This is a genomic window from Streptomyces sp. NPDC050564 (assembly GCF_044457265.1).
GTDB lineage: Bacteria > Actinomycetota > Actinomycetes > Streptomycetales > Streptomycetaceae > Streptomyces.
In genome coordinates, this window is sequence record NZ_JBITGS010000028.1 from 114,641 (window position 1) to 131,867 (window position 17,227).

The 17,227-nt window shown below is 69.4% G+C and carries 21 protein-coding genes and 2 pseudogenes; 12 read left to right on the plus strand and 11 right to left on the minus strand.

Annotated features, from left to right (window positions below; all coding sequences use genetic code 11):
• The first annotated feature begins 33 nt into the window (after window positions 1–33).
• Window positions 34–531, plus strand: coding sequence for a sigma factor-like helix-turn-helix DNA-binding protein (locus tag ACIBK0_RS36060; protein WP_399089131.1), 498 nt, complete (start codon window positions 34–36; stop codon window positions 529–531).
• Entirely contained in the window at window positions 528–776 is a 249-nt protein-coding gene (locus ACIBK0_RS36065; RefSeq protein WP_399089134.1) for a hypothetical protein, read from the plus strand. Before ACIBK0_RS36060 ends, ACIBK0_RS36065 begins: the two co-directional genes overlap by 4 nt.
• Before the next feature lie 5 nt (window positions 777–781).
• On the opposite strand, the gene ACIBK0_RS36070 is transcribed toward ACIBK0_RS36065, so the two are convergent.
• Window positions 782–1,936, minus strand: a complete 1,155-nt coding sequence (locus ACIBK0_RS36070) for a cystathionine gamma-synthase (RefSeq protein ID WP_399089137.1) — start codon at window positions 1,934–1,936, stop codon at window positions 782–784.
• 278 nt (window positions 1,937–2,214) lie between these two features.
• On the opposite strand from ACIBK0_RS36070, the gene ACIBK0_RS36075 reads away from it, so the two are divergent.
• The 6 genes from ACIBK0_RS36075 to ACIBK0_RS36100 all read left to right on the plus strand — a co-directional run bounded on the left by ACIBK0_RS36075 (window position 2,215) and on the right by ACIBK0_RS36100 (window position 5,393).
• Window positions 2,215–3,333 carry a hypothetical protein gene (locus tag ACIBK0_RS36075; RefSeq protein ID WP_399089140.1) on the plus strand — a complete coding sequence of 373 codons (1,119 nt, stop codon included), beginning with the start codon at window positions 2,215–2,217 and terminating at the stop codon, window positions 3,331–3,333.
• Window positions 3,334–3,480: 147 nt separating this feature from the next.
• Window positions 3,481–4,149 carry a peptide-methionine (S)-S-oxide reductase MsrA gene (gene msrA, locus ACIBK0_RS36080; protein WP_399089143.1) on the plus strand — a complete coding sequence of 223 codons (669 nt, stop codon included), beginning with the start codon at window positions 3,481–3,483 and terminating at the stop codon, window positions 4,147–4,149.
• Window positions 4,142–4,480 carry a hypothetical protein gene (locus ACIBK0_RS36085; protein ID WP_399089146.1) on the plus strand — a complete coding sequence of 113 codons (339 nt, stop codon included), beginning with the start codon at window positions 4,142–4,144 and terminating at the stop codon, window positions 4,478–4,480. Before msrA ends, ACIBK0_RS36085 begins: the two co-directional genes overlap by 8 nt.
• A gap of 69 nt (window positions 4,481–4,549) precedes the next feature.
• Window positions 4,550–4,777, plus strand: coding sequence for a hypothetical protein (locus tag ACIBK0_RS36090; RefSeq protein WP_399089149.1), 228 nt, complete (start codon window positions 4,550–4,552; stop codon window positions 4,775–4,777).
• Between the two features lie 68 nt (window positions 4,778–4,845).
• A complete protein-coding gene (locus ACIBK0_RS36095) occupies window positions 4,846–4,977 on the plus strand; it encodes a hypothetical protein (RefSeq protein ID WP_399089152.1) in 132 nt (43 codons plus the stop codon).
• Window positions 4,974–5,393, plus strand: coding sequence for a hypothetical protein (locus ACIBK0_RS36100; protein WP_399089155.1), 420 nt, complete (start codon window positions 4,974–4,976; stop codon window positions 5,391–5,393). The genes ACIBK0_RS36095 and ACIBK0_RS36100 overlap by 4 nt, the downstream gene beginning before the upstream one ends.
• Here ACIBK0_RS36100 and ACIBK0_RS36105 read toward each other — a convergent pair.
• A complete protein-coding gene (locus ACIBK0_RS36105; RefSeq protein ID WP_399089158.1) occupies window positions 5,390–6,097 on the minus strand; it encodes a CBS domain-containing protein in 708 nt (235 codons plus the stop codon). The genes ACIBK0_RS36100 and ACIBK0_RS36105 overlap by 4 nt on opposite strands.
• Before the next feature lie 179 nt (window positions 6,098–6,276).
• On the opposite strand from ACIBK0_RS36105, the pseudogene ACIBK0_RS36110 reads away from it, so the two are divergent.
• Window positions 6,277–6,381: pseudogene (locus ACIBK0_RS36110) on the plus strand (peptide-methionine (S)-S-oxide reductase); the annotation flags it as partial.
• Between the two features lie 62 nt (window positions 6,382–6,443).
• Here ACIBK0_RS36110 and ACIBK0_RS36115 read toward each other — a convergent pair.
• From ACIBK0_RS36115 to ACIBK0_RS36140, 6 genes and pseudogenes are all read right to left on the minus strand, one after another.
• Entirely contained in the window at window positions 6,444–7,658 is a 1,215-nt protein-coding gene (locus tag ACIBK0_RS36115) for a cytochrome P450 (RefSeq protein ID WP_399089161.1), read from the minus strand.
• Window positions 7,659–7,670: 12 nt separating this feature from the next.
• A complete protein-coding gene (locus ACIBK0_RS36120) occupies window positions 7,671–9,062 on the minus strand; it encodes an NAD(P)/FAD-dependent oxidoreductase (protein ID WP_399089164.1) in 1,392 nt (463 codons plus the stop codon).
• Entirely contained in the window at window positions 9,059–9,286 is a 228-nt protein-coding gene (locus ACIBK0_RS36125) for a ferredoxin (protein WP_399089167.1), read from the minus strand. The genes ACIBK0_RS36120 and ACIBK0_RS36125 overlap by 4 nt, the downstream gene beginning before the upstream one ends.
• A 349-nt stretch (window positions 9,287–9,635) precedes the next feature.
• Window positions 9,636–10,313, minus strand: coding sequence for a GAP family protein (locus ACIBK0_RS36130; protein ID WP_399089257.1), 678 nt, complete (start codon window positions 10,311–10,313; stop codon window positions 9,636–9,638).
• A gap of 336 nt (window positions 10,314–10,649) precedes the next feature.
• A pseudogene (locus tag ACIBK0_RS36135) lies at window positions 10,650–11,033 on the minus strand (nitrilase-related carbon-nitrogen hydrolase); the annotation flags it as partial.
• A gap of 24 nt (window positions 11,034–11,057) precedes the next feature.
• A complete protein-coding gene (locus tag ACIBK0_RS36140; protein WP_399089170.1) occupies window positions 11,058–11,903 on the minus strand; it encodes a hypothetical protein in 846 nt (281 codons plus the stop codon).
• 428 nt (window positions 11,904–12,331) lie between these two features.
• Between ACIBK0_RS36140 and ACIBK0_RS36145 the strand changes: the two genes are divergently transcribed.
• Window positions 12,332–13,153, plus strand: coding sequence for a hypothetical protein (locus ACIBK0_RS36145; protein WP_399089173.1), 822 nt, complete (start codon window positions 12,332–12,334; stop codon window positions 13,151–13,153).
• A gap of 4 nt (window positions 13,154–13,157) precedes the next feature.
• On the opposite strand, the gene ACIBK0_RS36150 is transcribed toward ACIBK0_RS36145, so the two are convergent.
• A complete protein-coding gene (locus ACIBK0_RS36150) occupies window positions 13,158–13,544 on the minus strand; it encodes a VOC family protein (protein WP_399089176.1) in 387 nt (128 codons plus the stop codon).
• 204 nt (window positions 13,545–13,748) lie between these two features.
• Between ACIBK0_RS36150 and ACIBK0_RS36155 the strand changes: the two genes are divergently transcribed.
• Window positions 13,749–13,907, plus strand: a complete 159-nt coding sequence (locus ACIBK0_RS36155; RefSeq protein ID WP_399089179.1) for a hypothetical protein — start codon at window positions 13,749–13,751, stop codon at window positions 13,905–13,907.
• 226 nt (window positions 13,908–14,133) lie between these two features.
• On the opposite strand, the gene ACIBK0_RS36160 is transcribed toward ACIBK0_RS36155, so the two are convergent.
• On the minus strand, window positions 14,134–15,174 hold the full coding sequence (locus ACIBK0_RS36160) for an NAD(P)-dependent alcohol dehydrogenase (protein WP_399089182.1): 1,041 nt from the start codon (window positions 15,172–15,174) through the stop codon (window positions 14,134–14,136).
• Window positions 15,175–15,348: 174 nt separating this feature from the next.
• Between ACIBK0_RS36160 and ACIBK0_RS36165 the strand changes: the two genes are divergently transcribed.
• A complete protein-coding gene (locus ACIBK0_RS36165; protein ID WP_399089185.1) occupies window positions 15,349–16,263 on the plus strand; it encodes a helix-turn-helix transcriptional regulator in 915 nt (304 codons plus the stop codon).
• A gap of 113 nt (window positions 16,264–16,376) precedes the next feature.
• On the opposite strand, the gene ACIBK0_RS36170 is transcribed toward ACIBK0_RS36165, so the two are convergent.
• Window positions 16,377–17,147, minus strand: coding sequence for a group II truncated hemoglobin (locus ACIBK0_RS36170; RefSeq protein ID WP_399089188.1), 771 nt, complete (start codon window positions 17,145–17,147; stop codon window positions 16,377–16,379).
• Window positions 17,148–17,227 lie beyond the last annotated feature (80 nt).

Here is a 17,227-nt window from a genome sequence, read left to right on the forward strand (position 1 = left end):
TTTCCCTCAGGGTTGCCCTCAGGCGGAGGCGTGGTGCGAGAACGGCATGCGTCCCAAGGCGCCCGCCGGGCCCGGGAGTTCGAGGCGTTCGTCGCGGGCGCGGCAGGGCGGCTGCTGCATGCCGCCACGCTGCTGACGGCGGAGCCCCGGGACGCCAACCCGCGCGCCCGGCGCCTGCTGACGCTGGCCCTCGCCCACACGTACGCCTCCTGGGACCGGCTGCGCGGCGAGGACCCGTACGACCGTGCGCGCCAGCAGCTGGCCGTGCGCTTCGCGCGCTCGGCATGGCATCAGTACGGGAGCTTCGGGCGGCCGCGCCCCTCCGCCGACAACGTGCTGGCCCGGCTCACGCCCCAGGAGCGGCTGATTCTGGTCCTCAGGCTGTACGAGGGGGTCGCCGAGGAACAGACGGCGGCCCTGCTCGGGCTCCCCACGGAACGCGTACACACGATCTGCGCCCGCGCGATGGCGACGCTGCTGCACCCGCCGCGAGGTCCGGCACCGACCAGGGTGGAGGTGGCGCCGTCATGAACCTGCCCGAGCGCGAGGCGGCCGTACGGCGGATGCTGGAGCAGGCGCCGCCCCCGGTGCCACCCGACCTGTACGCGGACGCCGTACGCCGTGGCGGGCGCATGCTGCGCCGCTGGACGGCGGCCCGGCGCCTGATGTGGCTGGTGCTGTTCGCGGCAGCCGTCGCCTTCATCGTCTGGGCGAGCATGGCCCGCCCGTGGGTGGAGCCGCCGTCGGAGACGACTCCACCGCTGACGGGCTGGTGACTGGCCTAGCCGAGGGCCTGCTGGAGGTCCTGGAGCAGGTCGTCGACGTTCTCGATGCCCACGGAGAGGCGTACGAGATCGGCGGGAACCTCGAGCGCCGAACCGGCCGCCGAGGCGTGCGTCATGCGCCCCGGGTGCTCGATCAGGGACTCGACGCCGCCCAGGGACTCGCCGAGCGTGAACACCTTGGCGCGGTTGCAGACCTCGACGGCCGCCTCCTCGCCGCCCTCGACCTGGAAGGAGACCATGCCGCCGAACGCTCTCATCTGCTTGGCGGCGATCTCGTGACCGGGGTGCTCCGGAAGGCCCGGGTACAGCACACGCGTCACGCGCGCGTGCCGGGTGAGCATCTCGGCGACCTTGCCGGCGTTCTCGCTGTGCCGGTCCATGCGCACCGAGAGCGTCTTGGTGCCGCGCAGCACCAGCCAGGAGTCGAAGGGCCCGGCGACCGCGCCCATCGCGTTCTGGTGGTACGCCAGCTCCTCTCCGAGCTCCTGGTCGCTGACGATCAGGGCGCCGCCCACGACGTCCGAGTGGCCGCCCATGTACTTGGTCAGGGAGTGCACGACGACGTCCGCGCCGAGCGCGAGCGGCTGCTGGAGGTAGGGGGTCGCGAAGGTGTTGTCGACGACGAGCTTGGCGCCCGCCTCGCGCGCGATCTGCGCGACCGCGGCGATGTCGGTGATGCCGAGGAGGGGGTTGGAGGGCGTCTCGACCCAGACCGCCTTGGTCTTCGGGGTGAGAGCGGCTCGTACGGAGTCGGGGTCGCTGGTGTCGGCCACGGACCACTCCACGCCCCACCGGGAGACGACCTTCGCGAAGAGGCGGAACGTACCGCCGTACGCGTCGTTGGGGATGACCACGTGGTCGCCGGGGCTGAGCAGCGTACGCAACAGGCAGTCCTCGGCCGCCAGTCCGGACGCGAACGCGAGGCCGCGGCGACCGCCTTCGAGGGCGGCGAGGTTCTCTTCCAGGGCGGTCCTGGTGGGGTTGGCGCTGCGGCTGTACTCGTAACCGCCGCGCAGCCCGCCGACGCCGTCCTGCTTGTAGGTCGAGACCTGGTAGATCGGCGGGACGACCGCGCCGGTGAGGGGATCGGCGGTGTTGCCCGCGTGGATCGCGAGGGTCTCGAAGTGCTGACTGATGTGCCTGTCGCTCATGGGTCCCGAGCGTAGTGCGCCCGCGGGGCCCGTGACGGCCTTCGCCCCCCGAAGCGGAGCCGGAACGACTGCGTCGCGGCCGCCGCGACGGGTCTGTCCCGACCGGATCGGGGCCTCCGCGCGGGGTCCTGACCGGCCGGGTCAGGGTCACCGCGCGGGATCCTGACCGACCGGATCGGAGCCTCCGCGGGATCCCGACCGACCGGATCGGAGCCTCCGCGAACGGTCCGACCCGACCAGGTTGGCCAATTGTCGGACCCGTCTGGTTCGCTTGAGGCATGGAGATTCTCTGGGTCCTGATGGCGCTGGCCATGTTCAGCCTGGTCCTGCTGCCGGTATTCAGGCGCCGGCGCGCCGGTATTCAGCTGGTGTCGCCCGGCGACCCGGACGCGGCGGACCCGGCGAACTACGGGTTCCTGCGCCAAGAGGAGCTGGACATCCGCATGCCCGGCCCGGACCAGGACCTGCTGGACGTGCTGGACCTGGTCCAGCGCACGCAGGACTACCGCTCCGCCTCGCAGCTGCTCGCGGGCACCGAGGTGGACGGCGAGCGGCGCTGGCAGCGGGTGCAGGCCTTCGCGGGTGCCGCGTCGCTGGAGCTGCAGCAGCGCCCCGGCGGAGTCAGCGAGACGCCCGGCGGACAGTGGCTGCGGGTGTGGCGGGCCGAGCAGCCCAAGGACGCGGGCGGCGCGGTGGTGCACGCGGAGTTCCTGGTGCAGCAGGCGTGGCGTACGTCGACGCCGGGGACGGACGAGTTCCGGATCATCATGGAGGAGGCGAAGGCGGCCTGCGGCGAGGCGGCCCTCCTCTCCCCCGGTGACCCGGTCCCGTACATCATCGAGCTGTCGGTGGCCCGCGGACTCGGATACCCCCAGCCGGAGTTCGAGAAGCTCTGGCTGAAGATCCTGGACCGCGCGCCCTCCCACATGGGAGCGCACCTGGCGGCCCTGCACTACTGGTGCGAGAAGTGGCACGGCTCGCGCGAGGTGGCGTACTCGTTCGCGGAGGCCGCGGCCGCGCGTGCCCCGCAGGGGTCGCTGCTCGCCGCCATGCCGCTCTTCGCCGTCTTCGAGCACCTCCCCGAGGTGAATCTGGTCCGCAGCTTCTATCAGAGCGACGTCGTGACCAAGGCGGTCCACGGCGCGCTCTTCGCGGTGCACGCGGCCCGCTCGGACGACCCGATGCTGGCCCACGTACGCCACCTGCTGGTGCTCTTCCTGGTCCGCAGCGAGCGCTGGTCCGAGGCCATGGACCAGCTGGTGCACGTGGACGGCCACGTCGGCGCGCTCCCCTGGACGCTGACCTCCGATCCGGCGGCGGACTACGCGATATACCGGGCGCTGGCGGTGGCGGGGTACGAGGCGAACGGCGGGAGCCCGGCCACACTGCCCCACTGAGGCTCCGGACGGCTGCCGCACCGAGGCTCCGGACGGCTGCCGCCCTGTGGCGCCCGAGGGCTGCCGCACCGAGGCGTCGGAATGCCGGAGGCGGTTCACGCGTTGAGCAACACGTCCCCCCGGAACCCGTAACACCGTGGAGAGCGCATGTTCCTGCACAGCCGTACACCGCAGCTCCCGACCCGTGAGCAGGCCCTGCGCGGCCGCCCGGAGCCGATCTTCACGGTCCCCGAGCGCCACACGGTTCTCGGCACCCCGCTCCTTGGCCCCTACCCCGAGGGCCTGGAGATCGCCGACTTCGGCCTGGGCTGCTTCTGGGGCGCCGAGCGCAAGTTCTGGGAGCTCCCCGAGGGCGTGTACACGACCCTGGTCGGCTACCAGGGCGGCTCCACCGAGCACCCCACGTACGAAGAGGTCTGCTCGGGGCTGACCGGCCACACGGAGGCCGTCCGCGTGGTCTACGACCCCACGAAGATCACGTACGAGCGTCTGCTCCAGGTCTTCTGGGAGTCCCACAACCCGACCCAGGGCTTCCGCCAAGGCAACGACGTGGGCACCCAGTACCGCTCCGCCGTCTACACCCACACCCCGGCCCAGGCCGCCACCGCGGCCGCCTCCCGCGAGGCCTACCAGAAGGTCCTCACGGGCTCGGGCTACGGCACGATCACCACGGAGCTGCTCCCCGCGGAGGGGCGCACCTTCTACCCGGCCGAGGCCTACCACCAGCAGTATCTTGACCGCAACATTAACGGCTACTGCGGGATCGGCGGGACGGGCGTTTCGTGCCCGATCGGCGTGGCCAAGGCGGATGGCTGAGGCCCTCCCGCTGGAAGTCGCGGCGACGTTGAACGCGCTGCTGACCGGCTCCGATCCGGTGAGCAGCGCGCTGCGTGCTCAGCTTCCGTACACCCGGGTCGTCGGCAGGTGTGGTTGCGGCTGCGCCACGGTCGACCTGGCGGTGAACCACGCAGCGGTCCCACCGGCTCCCGCTCACGGCAATCCGGCCGCGGACGCCTGGTACGCCGAACCGGAGGACGCCGGAGCGATGGTCTTCACGAAGGACGGCTACCTCTCACTGCTGGAGATCTACTCGGCGTCCAGCGAGTCGATCACTGCGTGGCCAGAGTCCCGCTTCGTCGAACGCTGATCACCGAAGAGCTCAGGCGCGAACTGCTACGCCGAACGAGAGCAGCCAACGCCACTAGTAACCCGCGCGGTGAACCGGGGGAACCCGTCGTTCCCGGGCGACATCTGGCCAGATACCCCGGCCACCGACATACGCCAACACCGGTGGCAGAAGCTCAAGATGCTCCTGGTGCGGCGCCGCTTCCGAGAGTTCTGCTCCGGGCTGTTCTCTGACGGCAAAGCCACCATCGTCACCCTGGCCGGCATCGGCAACCTGCTCTCCGGACTAGTCGCCTTCATCCCCGGCCTCGCCGTATAACCGCACAGCACACGACGGCCCCCGTGGAGCACTCCACCAGAACCTGTTGGCAGGGGTAGCGGTGTCTGATGCGCAACGTCACAGGCGAGCGCAGACACCAGCAGTACCTTTCGGGCAGCAAAAACCCGGACGCGTACTGCGGGCTGGGCGGGACCGGCGTGTCGTGCTCGATCGGGGTCGCGGAGTTCACCGAAGAGTGAGTGACTCGCTTCCGGGAGATCAGGCGGTACGGCTTGATCTCCCGGATCTGCTGGCGGACATCCGGCGGCGCCCCGGCTCCTACGGCCTGGACGGCACCTTCTGGTGCTACGCGGCCTACCTCAACGGGTACCACGAGGGCAGCGGACGAACGGCGCTCGCCGGTTTCCGCGAGTGGCTGGCCGAAGAGCTGGGCCATGGCACCAACCTCAGCTGGGAAGCACTCGCCCTCCGCCTCGTACTGCCGGCGTTCGACGCATCGCGCTTCCGGTCGCTGACCGCAGACGACGACGCTGCCGCGGTGACCGGGCTCTTCAACCTGCTTGGGCAGTTCCGTGAGTCCAGGAGGTCGAGCGATCAAACAGGGACGTACAGCTCGACGCGCATCGCTCCGGCCCGCGAAGTCACCAACGACTAGTCCGCCCGGCCGGCCGCGAGGTGGGCTTCCACGGCGACGACACCGTCGACGCCCTGGCACAGGCCCACGACCACCGGGACGAGACGCGGTTCCGGGACGTGACCCCGCAGGGTAACGTCCCCGTCCCGGACCTCGACCGCGACGGTGCCCTCTTCCAGGCCGAGGATGCGCCCCAGGACGTCCCGCTCGACCTCGCCGCGGATCTCAACGTCGGAGCGGATGAAAGTGTCCAACAGGTCGCTGCGGCTGACGATGCCGGCGAGGAGCCCGTGGTCGCCGACCACCGGCAGCTGCTTGACGTGCCGCCTGCGGAGTTCCCGCGCGGCCCGGGGGATTGTCCAATCGGCACGGGCGGTGAAGACGGGGCTGCTCATGAGCGCGCTCGCGGTCCTGGCCCGGGCCTTGCCCCAGGCACGCTCGTCGTTCCCGTCCTGCCCCTGCGGATCGGGCATGCCGGTCTCGCGCCGTAGCACGTCGGACGCGGACACGACGCCGATGGGGGCGCCCTCGTCGTCGATGACCGGGGCCGCGACGATGTCGTTCGCGTCCAGCAGGGCGGCGATCTCGTGGAACGGTGTGTCGGGGCGGAGGGTGATGACCTCCTCGGTCATCACGTCACCGACCGTGCGGCGGTGCAGCATGGCATCGGCCTCCTCCGCTTCTCGACGGGGCGGCGCCCCGGCCTCCCGTGGCCGCTCGTCCACGCCCGTCTCCCTACCCATGACAGCACCGCGCCGCTCCGGCGGCCAGTGACGTTCGGCCTGACGGGAAGGGCCGGTGGTCCCACGGCGGCGTCCAGCGAGCCGATCACCGCATGGCCGACTCGCTTCGTCGAGCGCTGAGCAGCCGACAGCGCGGGCCAAAACACCCATCCTGGTCAAGCGAGAGCAGTCACCAGCAGTACCTGGACAAGAATCCGGCCGGGTACTGCGGAATCGGGGGCACGGGCGTGAGCTGCCCCATCGGCGTCGCCAAGGCCGACGGCTGAGCCTTCGGGCACTGCTCCACCCCATCGAGCCTTCGGGCCCTGCTTCAGTCTTCGACGGGCAGTCAGCTCTGCTCGACGGGGAGATGGATGGGACCTCGCAGGACGGGGCTGGGCCGGTACGGCGGCGGGTCGGCGACCAGCCGGGGCCGGTCCAGGCGACGTACCAGTTCGTTCAACGCGATCTGGGTCTCCAGCCGGGCCATCGGTCCACCGAAGCACAGGTGGATGCCGCGGCCGAACCCCAGATGCTGGTTGTCCTGCCGGTCGGGGTCGAAGCGGTCCGGATCGTCGAAGCGGTCCGGATCCCGGCTGCCTGAGGCGAGCATGAGCATGATCTGCGAGCCCTTGGGGATGACGGTGTCGGCGACGGTGATGTCGCTGTACGCCGCCCGCCACGGAATGATGTGCACAGGGGGCTCGTAGCGCAGTAGTTCCTCGACCAGCGGCACGACGAGGTCCGGATCGTCGCGCAGCCGCTGCAGCACCTGTGGGTGGCGCAGCAGCGTCAGCATGCCGTTGGTGATGAGGTTGACGGTGGTCTCGTGGCCGGCGATGAGCAGCAGGTTGGCGGTGCTGACGATCTCGTCGTCGGTCATCCGTCCGTCGGGCCCGTCATCGTTGGCCAGCCGTGTCAGCAGGTCGTCGCCCGGCCGGCCGTGGCGTTGTTCCAGCAACCCGCCGAGGTACTGGCGCAGGTCCTTGGTGGCCTGCACACCGTGTTCCAGTTTCTCCTTCGGATCGGTCTTGGGGTTGTAGGCGATCGACTCGATGATGGCGTTCACCCACAGGCGGAAGCGCGGTTCGTCCTCGCGTGGCACGCCGAGCAGGTGGCAGATCACGGTGACGGGGAACGGGTAGGCGAAGTCGTCGACGATGTCGATCTGCTGCTTGCCCGCGAAGTCGTCGATGAGGCTGCTGACGATGGTCGTCAGGTCGGGTTCCATACCGGTCACCAGCCCCGGGGTGTGCGGGGGGCCGAAGTGGCGCATGGCCAGGCGCCGCAGGCGGTCGTGCTCGGGCGGGTCGACGTTGATGAACGACGGCGTGGCCCGTGCCTCGGCCCCGGGCATCGGCTGCGACAGGTTGCGGACGTCGGAGCTCAGGTGCGGGTTGTGCAGGATGTCGGTGAGCTCGCGATAGGTGCTGATGACGTAGCTGCCGTCCTCCTGCAGGGCCACCGGCGTCTTGCGCAGCTCGGCGTACAGCGGGTACGGGTCGGCCCGGGAGGAGTAGTCGAGGATCCGGGGCAGGATGTCGGACGTCTCGGTCGTGGTCATGTCGCTTCCCTCCTACCGGTGTTGCCACATGGCGGTGACGCGCCGCTCGCCCGGGTCATGGCCGGTGACGACCACGGTGGCGCCCTGCGAGAGCAGAGCCGGGCCGGGGAAGTCGACGGGCACCGGTTTGGCGTCGGCGGGCTCGTCGGGCGTGGGGCAGGGGGGCGGGAAGGGCGCGGCCGTCTCGATCAGCCGCCGGTAGTGGTCCAGCCACTTCGCGTTGTTGAAGCTGACAGCCGCGGTGACGCGACCCTGGTAGCCATATGCGGCGACGAAGCGGTGGTCGGCAACGGATCCCTGGGTGACGACGACCTCGTCGGCGTAGGTCGGTACACCGACGGACTTGATGTTGACTCCGAACTGGATCGACCAGAACGTCGGGATGGACAGGTGCGGCCAACGGTCCGCCTGGGCGCTGACCATGTTGTGCGCCACGATCTCGGCCTGCTCCACGGCGTTGGCCCAGTGTTCCAGCGAGATGAACCGGTATTCGTAGATCGGGTTCGGGCAGCGTGCCACGTCTCCGGCGACGAAGATGTCGTCGGTGACCAGGCCGTTGAGGTCGAAGGCGCGGCAGCCCGCGTCGCAGGCGACTCCCCATACACCCACCGCCAGTCCCGAGTCGCGCAGCCACTCGGTGTTGCGGATGCCCCCGAGCGCCACCACCGTCACGTCGGCGTCGACCGTGCTGCCGTCGGAGAAGTGGGCACGGCGCAACCGCCCCTGCGCGTCGCCCTCCAGCTGGGTGACTTTGACACCGCAGCGCAGGTCGACGCCGTGGGCGCGCTGCATGTCCGCCGCGACCTCGCCGATCATGGCGCCGAGTCCCCCGACCAGCGGGGCCGGCGCGAGCTCGGCGACGGTCACCGGGATGTCCCGCTCGCGGCAGATGGAGGCGATCTCGGAGCCGGTGAAGCCCGCGCCGATGATCAGTACGCGGGAGGGCCCGGCGGCCATCGCCCGCTGCAGTCCGTCGGCGTCCTCGCGGGTGCGTACGACGAACACTCCTTCCAGGGCCGCCTCGGCCTCGATGGGCCAGGGCCGGGCCCGTACCCCGGTGGAGATCAGCATTCGGTCGAAGGGAACCCGGCGGCCATCGGCGAGTTGCACGTGGTTGGCCGCCAGGTCCAGCCCGTCGGCAGGGACGCCCAGAAGCCACTCCGCATCGACGTCACGACGCCGCGGCAGCGTGGTGCCGTCGGCCGGCACCCATCCGGTCAGCACCTGCTTGGACAGCGGAGGGCGGTCATAGGGCTCGCCCAGTTCGTCACCGATCATGGTCAATGACCCGGTGAAACCCTCGTCGCGCAGAGCCTCCGCGGTGCGCAGTCCCGCAAGTGAGGCACCGACGATGACGATGCGGCCGTCGCGCTTGAATCCCTGCAGGGTGTCGGCGCTGCTCATGACTGCGACGCCCCCAGCGGCGCGTCCCGCTCGTCCAACTGGTCGACCAGAATGGCCTGGAGCGGGCAGGCTGCCGCGGCGCGCAGCACCTGCTCGCGCTGCGCGTCGTCGGGCTTCGGGTTGTACATCAGCGCTTCCTCGCCGTGCATCCGGAAAGCGTCCGGAGCCAGGAACGCACACTGCGCATACCCCTGACACCGGGAAAGATCAACGACAACTTTCATCCCGAGCTCCATTTCAGGGATGCAAGGGTGCGGGCCCTTAGGCAGCACCACTACGGCGCCCAAAGCGTGAGGCACGCCCTCGAAGAGGGGAATCGGCTGTTGCTCACCCCTGCAGAATGTGAAAGGGGTGCACCAAGCACGTCAAAGGTCTCCGCAGGAAGAAAAAGGTCTCCGCAGGAAGAGTTGATCATCGCGAATGCGGCCTGGGCCTCTGCAAAACCGCCCGGCGACCTGACCTTGCCGTCAAAAGCCTATCCCGCGCGCACGTCGTCCGCACCCGGGGAAAGGGACATGCGGACGTCGGTCAGCCCAGCAAGAGGCGAGGTTGATGAAGTTGTTGTGGTCGCTTTCAGGGGGTGAGGATGCCGATGCCATCACCGATCAGTTTCAAGCCCAGGACGAAGAACAGGACTGCCATCACGGCGACGTTGTGCTGCGCGGCCCAGTCTTTCCAGTTGCCGAGCGTGGTCTTCGCTCGATCGCCCCCCATCAGGAAGACTCCCAGCGGGACCAGCAGTCCGAGCGAGCCGATCACTACGAAGACCGCCAGTGACGCGATCTGCTGCCCGACCGGAAGCCCGGCCGAAGCGATCGAGGCGCCTGCGGCGATGGTCAGCGGGGCGTTCTTGGCATTGAGCGCGGCCAGTGCCACTGCAAGCGCGAAGACCTTCAGCGGCGTGAGCCGGTCGAGCGTGGCCATCCACTTCGGCAGCTGCGCCTGCGAGGCATCCTTCGGGCGCCGACGCCACTGCCAAAGGCCGAAGAGGGCGAGCAGCACTCCCAGGGCAAGCTTGAGGCCGCCCACCCAACTGGCCGGCTGACTGTTGGCGGAGGTGCCGCCCGGACCGACGATCGCCAGCACTACCCCGCCCAGCGCCGAGAGCCCGAGAACCCAGCCGGCGGCGAACAGTAACCCGTTGAGCCGTCCCCGAGGTGTGGCGAGTACGAGAATCATCGCGATGATCGGGAGCGGGCTGACGGCGACGGCGGCCGCGAAACCCAGGACATCACCGAGAACTTGACCCATGGCGGCCTCCAGTAGGGGATCAGTGCGATCGGACTGGACAGGGCTCGGCAGGAGTCGACCCGGCAGCCCGTACGGAGAGCCGCCTGACTGCCCTGGCCGGAGCACGGGGCCACAGAACCTTCGGACATCTCCACACACATCGTCGACCGAACATCGCCCAGCCGCGCGATGCGGGCGCCCAAGGGGTGAGCCGCGCCGGACCACCGCGCGGCGGTCGGCCTCGCCCGCGGCGCTGCCGTCCAGGGCCTGCCGCCGGATGCACCGCCCTGCGGGGGCCTCGATGGTGAGGACACGATGGCGCAAGACGGGGAGGACGGAGTGGATCCGGGCAACTTGGGCCATGTCGAAATCCACCGTCACCGTCTCCTGTGCGGTGCGGGCCTCGCCCAGGACGGTTCCCCAGGGGGCGATGACCATGCTGTGTCCGGCCTGCCGCATCCCGCCATGGGCACCCGCCGCGCAACAGGCCAGGAGGAAGACCTGCTCCTCCAGGGCCCTCGTGCGAGTGAGGAGCTGCCCATGGCTGAGACGAGCCGCGGGCCATGCGGCGGGCACCACGATCAGCTCCGCGCCCGCATGGAGCGGGCCCCGGAAATGGAGCGGGCCCCGGAAAAGGACCCGCGCTCCCCCATAGGCTTCACCGAGGCCGATGGGGGAGCCCTCACGCCCGAGCGCCACTGTGCGGGACGCTGCTCGCCGCTCCTGACCGGCGAGCAGCACGCTGCGGGTAACCGCACGGTGCCGTCATCCCGTGCAGCCCTGTACGGCGCCCTGCGGGCGGCAGTTGTTGGGCACGTTGCCGGAGAAGCCCGTGGCGAGCGCGGTCACGGTGCTGCCGGGCTCCTCGTAGATGCCTCCGCCCAGGGCCGCGTTGGACGTGTTGCCCGTGACGCTGCCGCCGGCGAGGGTGGCCTGCCCCGCGAAGTTGGCGAGGCCGCCGCCCTGGAACTGGGCGGTATTGCCGCTGAGCGTGGTGTAGTTGACGAGCAGCGTCCCGGAATTGGAGATGCCACCGCCGCCGTGTGCGGTGGCCTTGTTGCCGCTGACCGTCGTCAGGTCGAGACTCGCGGTGGCACCGGCCGCGTTCTCGATACCGCCACCGTCCGAGTTGGCCTCGTTGTTCCTGATGGCCCCGAGCCTTACGTTGAGGGTGCCGTGGTTGCTGATACCGGCACCGCTCGCGTCGACGAGCTTTCCATTCCTGACCGTGATGTTGTTCAGTGACAGCTTGCCGCCCGATTCCACCGTGAAGATACGGAAGTTCGCGGACGCTGACGTGGACCGCTCGATCGTCGCGCCGGGGTACGCACTGACCGTGACATCGCCGGTGATCTCCGGCAGTCCGTCCGGAGAGATCGGATCCGACTCCGACGGATCCACGTCGGTCAGGGTGTAGACGCAGTTCGAGGCGAGGACGATATCCCCTCGACCGGCTGTATTGGCATTGTTGATCGCGGTTCTGAGAAGGGCTACGCGATTGCTGCTGCAGGGCACGACGGTGGATTGGGCCTGGGCTTGCGTTGCGGGGACAAGGGCCAGGCACAGGCCCGCGGCGGCGCTCATTCCGCTGAGGCGCAGGATGGAGGTCATGGTCTCTCCTCGACGTGAGTGACGGTGGACTCGCCGCCCCCGACGTTCAGTGGCCGTCAGCCACGCGAGGTGCTCGGGGCAGCCCCACCAGCCAAACCGCGAGTCAAACCACCACGCGACACGGACTGCTCCGACCGGACGCGGGATTCACCCCTCGACGGGGCACACCCCACCGGCGCACTAGTGCCCCGGCAGGCAACGTTTGCCCGTCAAGGAGCGGCGTCCGGTGCGTGCTCTGGGGGTCCCCCCGGCCGAAGGCTGGGGGAGTGCCGGCCGGAAGTCCTCGTACTGGACGTACTTGGGCTTTCGGCCGGTGCGGCGAGTGGGGGCACCTCCCACGCCCTTAAGGCAGTGGGGGAGCGTGCCGGGCGTCGCGACGGGGCGAACGTTGCCTGCTGGGGCACTAGTTTGCGAGCATGTGCGTCTCCATGGATCAGGCCGAGTTCTCCGGTACCACCCTGTACGGCGGGCGCCTGCGGCATCCCGTGCACGGCTTGATTCACGTGCTGGGCTACCAGAACACCGCGGTGAATCTGGCCGACGGGCCCAATGCCATGGTGCTGCACCTGCCGACATACCGGATGGGGCCGGGCAACTTCCTGTCCCTCGGGACCAGTTCGGACGTTCTCGAGCGAATGGTGGAAGCCGTGCGACCCGTCGCGGTGGCGGCAGCCGGCGGTATGGACTGGATGGAGTGGGATGCCACCCCGGAGGTTCAGGTCTTCGAGCACGACATCTATACGGTGCTGCTCGCTCATACTCCGACCGCGCTGCCGATGGCCCTCGCGGAGGTGCCCGAGCACGAGCGGCCCCGGCTGAGTGAGCCGCTGCTGCGGTTCTACGAGGAGCGGTATCCGGGGCGTGCGCTCGCCGTGTGCTGCTTCGACAACGCGCAGGCCGCGCAGGCCGAACCGCTGTTGATGTGGTACCCGCCCATCGACGCGGACGTGCTGACGCTGCCGGCCCTGGACTGCCATACGGGAGATGTTCCCGCCCTCAACTCCGAGGTCCCGGTGGATCACTGGGTGCTGCTCGGCACGGACGAGGCGCCGGAGAAGTGGGGCTTTCCCGTCGACTATGGCGAGGACATGCGCCACGACCTGCGGCAGTTCCTTCCCGGTGCGGTGGTCGGGCGGTACTTCGACGGCACTCTGCCCAACGGGGACTTCTGCATCAGGCACGAGGACCTGCTCGCCGGCGATCCCGATGGCCTTCCCGGCCTGGATCTCCTCACGAGGACCGCGCTCTGATCGTTCAGTCGTCGCCGCTTCCGTACGGTCGGGTCAGTATCTCCAGGTTGTGGCCGTTCGGATCGTCGAAGTAGGTGCCGCGGCCGCCGTCATTGGTGTTGATCTCGTTGACACGGCGGTGGGCCGGGTCCGCCCAGTAGGTGAGGCCGGCCGCCCTGATGCGGGCGAAGATCTTGTCGAAGTCCTCGTCCGAGACGAGGAAGGCGTAGTGCTGCGGGGTGATCGTCGCGCTCGTGTCCATGTAGTCGAGGGTGACGCCGTTGGGGATCGGGACCGGGATGAACGGGCCGTACTGCGGGCTCACCTGGAGGCCCAGGATGTCCGCGAGGAACTGGGCCGAGGCCTTCTTGTCGTGGGCGGCGACGATCGTGTGGTTCAACTCGACGGACATCGCGATGACCTCCCCGTGCGTGCCTGTACGTCGTTGTGTGCCTCGTGATTCCTTCTCCGTCCTTCCACAGTAGGCATCCCGGCTCCCTGGTCCCAGACCCCTCCAGGAAAGCAAGGCAAGCCTTCCCTTAGTTATGGATCGGAGTCCTCGCGAGATGGGAGCCGGGAGCGCCGAGGACGGGGAGTTCCCGCGGAGCGTGGGACATTGGCCGGGAGCGTGCTCGCCGGACCGCTGTGGAAGTCGATGCGGGCCGTCGAGGCCGGGCACGCGGTGAAGGTCGACGACGGCCCCTGGTGCCTCAACGCCGGTCCGACCGCCGCACGGCTGGTCGTACGACGGCTCGCGGACACCCTCGGCAAGTGATACGTCACACGTGAGACGTCATACGTCTGCCACGGGCCGTACGTCCATCACAGGACGTACGGCCTGGCTGGTCGTCGCCCTCCCGCTCGCCGTCACCGCCGCGGCCCTCACGGTCCCCCGGATCCCCGAGTCCTACGACGGGAACGCCGAGGGCGTCGACCGGCCGTACGACCCGTCGGCGCCCTCTGTGCACAGGAACCAGCGCTCAGGAACCAGCGCTCAAGAACTAGATCGTGGCGGTGTCGATCACGAAGCGGTAGCGCACGTCGCTCGCCAGTACGCGCTCGTACGCGTCGTTGATCTCGGAGGCGCTGATCAGCTCGATCTCGGCGCCGAAGCCGTGCTCGGCGCAGAAGTCGAGCATCTCCTGGGTTTCCCGGATGCCGCCGATGCCGGAGCCCGCGAGGGTCTTGCGGCCGCCGATCACCGAGAAGAGGTTGAGCTTGACGGGCTCCTCGGGCGCGCCCACGTTCACGAAGGCGCCGTCGGTCTTGAGGAGGGACAGGTAGGCGTCCAGGTCCAGTGGGGCCGAGACCGTGGACAGGATCAGATCGAAGGTGCCGCGCAGTTCCTGGAAGGTCTTCGGGTCGCTGGTGGCGTAGTAGTGGTCGGCGCCCAGCTTCAGTCCGTCGTCCTTCTTGCGGAGCGACTGGGAGAGGACCGTGACCTCGGCGCCCAGCGCGTGCGCGATCTTGACGCCCATGTGGCCGAGGCCGCCCATGCCGAGGACGGCGACCTTCTTGCCGGGGCCGGCGTTCCAGTGCTTGAGCGGGGAGTACGTGGTGATGCCGGCGCAGAGCAGCGGCGCGGCCTCGTCGAGGGAGATGCCGTCGGGGATGCGGACGGTGAAGTTCTCGTCCACGACGATCTTCTCGGAGTAGCCGCCGTAGGTGGGTTCGCCGTCCTTGCCGACGGCGTTGTACGTGCCCACGTTGCCCTTGAGGCAGTACTGCTCCAGGCCCGCCTCGCAGTTCTCGCACTCGCGGCAGGAGTCGACCATGCAGCCGACGCCCACGCGGTCGCCGACCTTGAACTTGGTGACACCGGAGCCGACCTCGGAGACGATGCCGGCGATCTCGTGGCCCGGCACCATCGGGAAGATCGCCTCGCCCCAGCCCTCACGGGCCTGGTGGATGTCGGAGTGGCAGATACCGGCGAACTTGATGTCGATCAGGACGTCGAACTCGCCGACCTCGCGACGCTCGATGGTGGTGCGCTCCAGCGGAGCCTTGGCGGCGGGGGCGGCGTACGCAGCAACAGTGGTCATGCCGGGGTTCTCCTAAGGAGTGGTCTGTCCTGTGCCCGGCTGCCTTCCGTCGGGCACGCGATCCAGCTTGCCCCGGCTCACAGCTTTCACCCAGGCCACAGTTCTGCGTACGTCCGCTGGTCCTACTACTGGCGGGGTCAGGCTTCTCTGCGTACGACCGTGAATACTGGACGTATGGATGAACATCCCTCTCCGGGTCCCGCGGGCGGAATGGGGCAGTCGCTGGACCGGCGTGCCGAGCTCAGCGAGTTCCTGCGCACCCGCCGGGCCCGGCTGAAGCCGGAGGACGTCGGGCTGCCGGACTTCGGCCGACACCGTCGGGTGCCCGGGCTGCGCCGCGAGGAGCTGGCACAGCTGGCCGGGGTGTCCGTCGCCTACTACACGCGCCTGGAGCAGGGAAACGGGCGCAACGTGTCGCCCGAGGTGCTCGACGCGATCGCCCGCGCGCTGCGGCTCTCCGACGCCGAGCACGCGCATCTGACCCACCTCGCGAAGCCCAAGCAGCACAAGAAGAAGCAGACGGCTCGGCCGCAGCAGGTGCGGGGGGCCTTGCGGCAACTGCTCGACACGTTGGACGGCGTCCCGGCGTACATCACCGGGCGGCGCTCGGACATCCTCGTCTGGAACCGGATGGCCGCGGCCGTGTTCGGGGACTGGTCGGAGCTGCCGCCGCAGGAGCGGAACTGGGCACGGATGGTGTTCCTGAAGCCCGAGTACCGCGATCTGTTCGTCGAGTGGGAGCAGAAGGCGATCGACATCGTCTGTCTTCTGCGCATGGACGCGGGCTGTCATCCTGACGATCCGCAGCTCTCGGCCCTGGTCGGCGAGCTCTCCGTGAAGAGCGAGGACTTTCGGCGGCTGTGGGCCACGCACGATGTCAAGGAGAAGACCTACGGCGTGAAGCGGCTGCGGCATCCGCTGGTGGGTGACCTGGCGTTGCAGTTCGAGTCGTTCCGGTTGTCGGGCGACGGTGAGCAGGTACTGATCACGTATCACGCGGAGCCGGGGTCCGCCTCGGCGGAGGCGCTGCGCCTGCTGGCGTCCTGGGGCACGGACGCGACCCGCGCGGGCGCCGCGACCCCACCGTAGGCTTTTCGCCCCTCCGCCCCTGCCCGACCCGTACCCGGGGCTGCGCCCCGGACCTCGTTCGCGCAGTTCCCCGCGTCGCCGAAAAGGGCGCGGGGAACTGCGCGAACCCACCCTCACCCCTGGTACGGCGGGGCCGCCCCCCATGTCCACTTCGGGATCGGCTGCTCCCCCGGAGGCACCGCGTCCGGCCCCGAGAAGTACACGGCCAGCCGCGTCCCCCACTCCGCGTACGCGACGAACGCCGAGCGGAACTCGGCATCGGTCGGCAGCCCCGCGTCGTCCGCCGCGTCCTGGAGGAGGTTCACCCAGCGGCGCCGCTGGGGCTCCGTGATCCCCTTGCCCAGGTGCTTGGCGACCATGTGGCCGTGCCCGCCCTGGGTTTCGGAGTACGCCGGCGGGCCGCCGAAGACCTCGCCGAGCCAGAGGGCGACATGCGCGGCGTGCTCGGGGGCGAGGTCCGCGAACAGCGGCGCGAGGAGGTCGTCCTTGACGACCTTGTCGTAGAAGACCTCCGTCAGTCGTGTGAAGGCCTCGGCGCCCCCCGCCCAGGCATAGAGCGTGGGTACGGACGCGCCCGTGCCCCGCACCGTTGTCGGCTTGTAGTGGCGCATCTCCTCGATGTTGCCGATGTAGGGGCGGATCTCGGCGAGGAAGTCGGGGAAGAGCTCGGACTTGCGGAAGCCCTCGACGTGGTCCTCGGTCGACGTCCATGTGATCCGCAGGATGAAGTGCTCGAAGTCCTCCTCGCAGCGCGTCAGTTCGTAGTCGACGCACTGCGGGGCCGCGGCCAGCTGGGCGGCGGCCCGGGTGTAGGCGGCCAGGAACTCCGCCGACTGCTGCTCGGGAATCCGGTACCGGATGTATTCGACAGTCGAAACGGTCATGCCCCCACACAAACACGGAAGGCCCGCCGGAAGCGCTCCTTCCGACGGGCCGTCCGGTCGTGTCAGCGGTCAGCGAAACC